The sequence below is a fragment of the Hydrocoleum sp. CS-953 genome, from assembly GCF_002260545.1.
Classification (GTDB): domain Bacteria; phylum Cyanobacteriota; class Cyanobacteriia; order Cyanobacteriales; family Microcoleaceae; genus Trichodesmium.
Genome location: NZ_LGSU01000990.1, coordinates 1 through 5846, shown reverse-complemented (window position 1 = coordinate 5846; position 5846 = coordinate 1). Strand labels below are relative to the sequence as shown.

The following is a 5846-nucleotide window of genomic DNA, read 5'->3' as shown; positions in this document are numbered from 1 at the left end:
TTATTTTTTATTTTTGACTTTTGACTTATATAATGTCCGGATAATTAGTGATCAAAAAAACTTTCTCCTTCTTTTCCTGTTCTTCTTTCTTCCCTCCTGATGACTGACTCCGACCTAGTTATTTATTTATCACTGTTCAACCCGACATGATATTACCAGTAGCTGCATTACTAACTATAGTTATAAATAGTTAGACTAGATTTTAATGATTCTAAGTAATGATTAACCAACAAATAGAACGAAACATTAGACTTTTGTTAGAGACTCGTGAGTGTCCAAACTGCTACCTAGAAGGAGCCAGACTAGGAGGTGTAAACCTTGGAGGAGCAAATCTTGGGGAAGCAAAACTACCAGTCGCCAACCTTGCAGGAGCTAAGTTAGGAGGAGCAAACTTAGGGGGAGCAAACTTAGGGGGAGCTTATTTAGGAGGAGCTTACTTGGGAGGAGCAAACCTTGGGGGAGCTTATATGGAAGGAGCTAATTTGGAAGGAGCTTTCTTGGGAGGAGCAAACTTAGGAGGAGCTTATTTGGTAGGGGCAAATTTATCAGGAGCTAACTTAGAAGGAGCAAACCTAGGGGGAGCAAATTTGGAAGGAGCTAGTTTAGAAGGAGCAATTCTTATTGGCACAATAATGCCAGATGGTGTTAGACATGAGTAGGTGAACTGAGGGGAAATTCCCTAATCTCCATGCTTTTGTTATCAAAATTAATCGATAGTTTGAATATCTATCTGAATAGTACATAAGTGTGGAGAATACTTACTTACAACTAATTGAAAGAGGATTAATGGCCATTAAAATTATGGGGCTTATACATTTTTTCCAATGGATCGATAAAAAAATTAATTCTCTAAGGATACCAATACCAATAATTACTCTTTCTAGTGTTACTATCCTTGCTTTACTATTTTTCAGAAATTTAGGAGGATTTCAACCAGTAGAAATAAAAATATTTGATGGTATGATGCGTCTGCGGTCTGATGAAAAACCAGATCCTCGACTTTTAATAGTAGAGATAACTGAAAAAGATATTCAGTATTTGCAGCAATGGCCAATACATGATGAAATTATGGCCAAAGTTTTAGTATCTCTACAAAACCATCAACCCAAAGCAATAGGTATAGACATATATCGAGATATTCCTTATGACCCTGGTCATTCAGAATTATTAGAACAACTAAAAAAACCGAATATTTTTGCTATTACTTTCGTTGGCGAATCTGTTCGTGATACAGTAGGGCCACCTCCAACAATGCCACAAGAAAGAATTGGGTTTAATAATATTAGTATTGACCCGGATGGTGTAGTGCGTCGTACTTTACTATTTACAGATGATGGCAATCAAACATTGACAGCTTTTTCTCTACAATTAGCTCTTATTTATCTGAAAGATTATGGAATATCCCCTGCTTTAACTGAGAATAATGAATATAAATTAGGTGACGTATTATTTAAAGAATTAAAATCAAATTCAGGAGGATACCAAAGAATAGATGATACAGGATATAGAATTTTAATTAATTATCGTAATTCTAAATCTGTTGCTCCAAAAATTACTATAACGAATGTTTTAAAAGGTAATTTTGACCCTAAATTAGTCAAAAATAAAATTGTTCTGATTGGTACTACTGCTCNGGGTTAGCTTAAAACCTATCCGAAAAATATAGAATTTTAATTAATTATCGTAATTCTAAATCTGTTGCTCCAAAAATTACTATAACGAATGTTTTAAAAGGTAATTTTGACCCTAAATTAGTCAAAAATAAAATTGTTCTGATTGGTACTACTGCTCCTAGTGGAAATGACCTTTTTTTTACTCCTGATAGTTTTGCTAGTTTAAAGTTATTAAGAATTGCAGGAGTGGAGGTTCATGCACACATTACAAGTCAAATTATTAGTGCAGTTCTTGATAATAGAAAGTTATTTTTATTCTGGAAAGAATCAACAGAAATACTATGGATTATAGCTTGGTCAATTGTTGGTGCTAGCCTAGCTTGGAATATCAGAAAACTTATAACTTTGGTGTTAATGAATTTTCTGAGTTTAGGTATTTTAATAGGTATTAGTTATGCTATTTTTCTCAATTCAAAATGGATACCTATAGCAGCACCAGTAACAGGAATGGTGATTACAGGTGGCATAGTTATCTGTTATAAGATTCAAGAATCATGGCAACAACAAAATCTGGTGATGAAATTATTAGGTCAGCAAACTTCTCCACAGATTGCTAATGCTCTTTGGCAAGAACGTTCAGACTTAATTAATAGTGGAATTTTACCACCAAAAACAGTTACAGCAACTATCTTATTTACTGACTTAAAAAACTTTAGCACTATCTCAGAAAAAAAATCCTCAGAAGCTTTAATGATTTGGTTAAATGAATATCTGAGTGCTATGACAGATATTGTTATTAATCATCACGGAATAGTCAATAAATTTACTGGAGATGGAATAATTGCAGTATTTGGTATACCAGTACCTAGTAACACTGTTGAAGAGATTGCTATAGATGCTCAAAATGCAGTTAATTGTGCTTTAGCAATGGACAAACATTTGTTAAAGTTGAATCATCAATGGCATCAAGAAGGTTCTCCAGAAATAAAAATGCGTGTAGGAATTTATACGGGAACTGTAACAGTGGGTAGTTTAGGCGGAAAAAATCGCTTAGAATATGGAGTAATTGGGGATAGTGTTAATATTGCTTCTCGGTTAGAAAGTTTTGAAAAAGAACGGCATCCAGGAATTTGCCGAATTTTGATTGCTCAAGAAACTTTGTCACATTTAGGTGGAAAATTTCAAGTAGAATCTTGGGGTGATTTTTATCTTAAAGGGAAGGAAATATCAGTTGGTATATATTTGGTTACTGGTAGAAAATAATTTTTATAGCAGTTTTCATGTTTTTTAGAGTACAGATATTTGGGTTTAAAAGAAGAAGGAAGAAGTTTTAAAAGGAAGAAGTTTTAAAAGGAAGAAGGAAGAAGGAAGACGGAAGAAGGAAGAAGAAAAAAGTTTTGTAGTCTAACTTTGTGAAAAGCCCTTTAATTAGCTAAAAATAAATTATTTACCAAAAATATTTCAGAAGTTGAAAGTCCCGTCTTTTTAAAGCAATTTTCAGGTAAATAAACCACATTAAAAAAATGGTAAACCAGTAGGGACGTTGCATACAAAGTCCCTACTTTGTGGTCTACTAAAATGAAAAACCGGCCTGGCGGTTATAAACACCAGTAAAAATATTCTCTTGCTCTTCTCTCAAAAATTCTCTAAAATCCGCTACTATTCTTCCTTTTCCTAATTATGCAAATACTTTCTGCATCACCCAAATATAAATACGATATATAATAGTTTTCGGANCTCTTGCTCTTCTCTCAAAAATTCTCTAAAATCCGCTACTATTCTTCCTTTTCCTAATTATGCAAATACTTTCTGCATCACCCAAATATAAATACGATATATAATAGTAATACTAATTCACTTTAAAGAGGTAACAAATAGTTTCAAACTTTAAATGTGAAATAATTGCCTGAAATTACTGTGGAATCAAAGTTTGAAGTCGATAAAATCAAAATTTTGACTTTTGACTTCCGTGAAACGGTATAAGTATGAATGAATTCTCAAAATGCTCCTGCTCGCCTCTGAACCCTAAAAAATTAAAATGAATAGGCTAAAAGTCAAATAAATATTTTCTAATTTTTAGGGAAAATAATTTCTAAGTAAACCATAATTAGAAAAAATACAAACCTTATCTGACTATGAATATTTATCAAAAAAATTTACTATCTTCCCTGAAACTCAAAACTCTTGTTTTGACATTATTATTTCTAGGATTATCTACTATTTCTTTATCAAGAAATACATTAGCAAATATTACTCCACGCACAGATAGAGGTACAGGAGATACTGTTCCTGGAGGCACACGGGGTAGTTGCTTTTATGAGGGTCAAAAACCTTTAACTCCTTTAACTCCTAAGACAAATAACAGACAAGTATTAACCCTGGCATCACATCCAACAATATTTATTTATGTGCCAGAAAATACAGCTATAGCTGGAGAGTTTATCTTAAAAGATTCTACTCAAAAAAAGGTTTATGAAGATATAGTATTACTGCCCGATAGTCAGGGTATTATAGGTATTAAAATTCCTACCGATCAACCAGAGCTAAAAGTAGGTAAAAATTATAACTGGACGTTCAGTTTAATCTGTGAAACTCCTATTCCTGAAGCTATGGTAGAAGGCTCAATTCAAAGAGTTAATCCCAGTGCAGATTTGACAACAAAATTACAAAAAACTCCAGAGAGCGATCGCTGGTTAATTTATTCAGAAGCTGGTATATGGTATGAAGCACTCGTTACTTTAGCAGAACTAATTCGCTCTAATCCCAACGATGTAAAATTTACTTCAGAATGGCAAAATTTGCTCAATTCAGTAGGTTTAAATGAAGTAGCTACAGAGCCATTAAAAGAACCATAGAAGATGAATAATTAAGTCAGAACTCAGACTTCAGAAGAGGTAATTAATNATACAAAAAACTCCAGAGAGCGATCGCTGGTTAATTTATTCAGAAGCTGGTATATGGTATGAAGCACTCGTTACTTTAGCAGAACTAATTCGCTCTAATCCCAACGATGTAAAATTTACTTCAGAATGGCAAAATTTGCTCAATTCAGTAGGTTTAAATGAAGTAGCTACAGAGCCATTAAAAGAACCATAGAAGATGAATAATTAAGTCAGAACTCAGACTTCAGAAGAGGTAATTAATAATTAATAATTAATAATTAATAATTAATAATTGTTGAACTAAGATTCTGTTGATAACTTTTGCCCAATACGAGGTTCTGTACCAGCTAATAGTCGTTCAATATTGCTGCTGTGACGCCAAATCACATATACCCCACCAATAATAGCAAATATTTCATAAGGAAGTGGTTTCCCTGTAATAAACATTAAACCCGAAGCGGCAACAGCAGCAATAATAGAACTCAAAGAAACGATACGACTAATACTAATAACAACAATAAAAACACCAAGTGTTCCTAAACCAACAACCCAAGACATTGCTAACAAAATACCCAGACTAGAAGCAACAGACTTGCCACCTTTAAAACCAATCCAAATAGATTTACTATGACCTAATATAGCCATTAATCCTGCTAAAATAACCATCCATTCTTTTGCTAAATCAATATCAGTTATTCCAGCAGCAATAGTTAGGTTTTGAGTAAAAAGGAGAGAGTAAATATAACGTACTAGAACTATCGCCAATACTGCCTTTAAAATATCAATAAATAACACAGCCAAAGCAGGCAACTTTCCCAAAGTTCTTAATATATTAGTTGCACCTGTAGAACCAGAACCTTGTTCACGAATGTCAATACCATAAAACCAAGAACCTATCCAATAGCCACTAGGAGTAGCACCCAATAAATAGGCAACAATTAATATTACTGCATTTAATAGTAACCAATTAATCATTAATTTATTCCTTTAAACCTTGAAAAAATTAGTAATAAGAACCATAAATTTCATATCACCTAATTAGAGCTTGCTGAAAAAGTCTTATGGGTAAGGAGGTAGGGACGTTGCATGCAACGTCCCTACTGAGTCAGGAGCAATGGAGAATTTAGAGGTGGTAGGAAGAAGAATTATCCCTTAATTTTTCAGCCAATAGTCAACCCAAAATCCTAACTTTTTGCAGCTCTTTAGAACAAAAACCTTGTACTTTTTCCAGACCTAAAAATGCTTAAACCTTGATATGTATATAAAGGCTTTTTTATTTAATCAGCAAACCCTAATTAAGCAACATTTCATTAATTGATATATAGATAATTAGAGCATTACATAGTTAGAT

The 5846-nt window shown here is 33.1% G+C and carries 5 protein-coding genes and 1 pseudogene; 5 read left to right on the top strand and 1 reads right to left on the bottom strand.

Annotated elements, in window-relative coordinates:
* The first annotated feature begins 218 nt into the window (after positions 1-218).
* From AFK68_RS14060 to AFK68_RS14040, 5 genes and pseudogenes are all read left to right on the top strand, one after another.
* A complete protein-coding gene (locus AFK68_RS14060; RefSeq protein WP_094673344.1) occupies positions 219-659 on the top strand; it encodes a pentapeptide repeat-containing protein in 441 nt (146 codons plus the stop codon).
* 127 nt (positions 660-786) lie between these two features.
* A pseudogene (locus AFK68_RS14055) lies at positions 787-1633 on the top strand (CHASE2 domain-containing protein); the annotation flags it as partial.
* A 34-nt stretch (positions 1634-1667) separates the two neighbouring features.
* Positions 1668-2876: a CHASE2 domain-containing protein gene (locus AFK68_RS14050; protein ID WP_094673343.1), complete on the top strand. Its 1209-nt coding sequence runs from the start codon at positions 1668-1670 to the stop codon at positions 2874-2876.
* A gap of 872 nt (positions 2877-3748) precedes the next feature.
* Positions 3749-4468: a DUF928 domain-containing protein gene (locus AFK68_RS14045; protein ID WP_094673342.1), complete on the top strand. Its 720-nt coding sequence runs from the start codon at positions 3749-3751 to the stop codon at positions 4466-4468.
* Between the two features lie 49 nt (positions 4469-4517).
* The coding region (locus tag AFK68_RS14040; RefSeq protein WP_210407399.1) for a DUF928 domain-containing protein at positions 4518-4709 on the top strand (192 nt) is incomplete at its 5' end.
* An 86-nt stretch (positions 4710-4795) separates the two neighbouring features.
* On the opposite strand, the gene plsY is transcribed toward AFK68_RS14040, so the two are convergent.
* On the bottom strand, positions 4796-5470 hold the full coding sequence (plsY, locus tag AFK68_RS14035) for a glycerol-3-phosphate 1-O-acyltransferase PlsY (protein WP_094673341.1): 675 nt from the start codon (positions 5468-5470) through the stop codon (positions 4796-4798).
* Positions 5471-5846: the final 376 nt, after the last annotated feature.

Coding starts and splice junctions, on each gene's coding strand:
- AFK68_RS14060 (WP_094673344.1), top strand. CDS start 219: ATGATTAACCAACAAATAGAACGAAACATTAGACTTTTGTTAGAGACT.
- AFK68_RS14045 (WP_094673342.1), top strand. CDS start 3,749: ATGAATATTTATCAAAAAAATTTACTATCTTCCCTGAAACTCAAAACT.
- plsY (WP_094673341.1), bottom strand. CDS start 5,470: ATGATTAATTGGTTACTATTAAATGCAGTAATATTAATTGTTGCCTAT.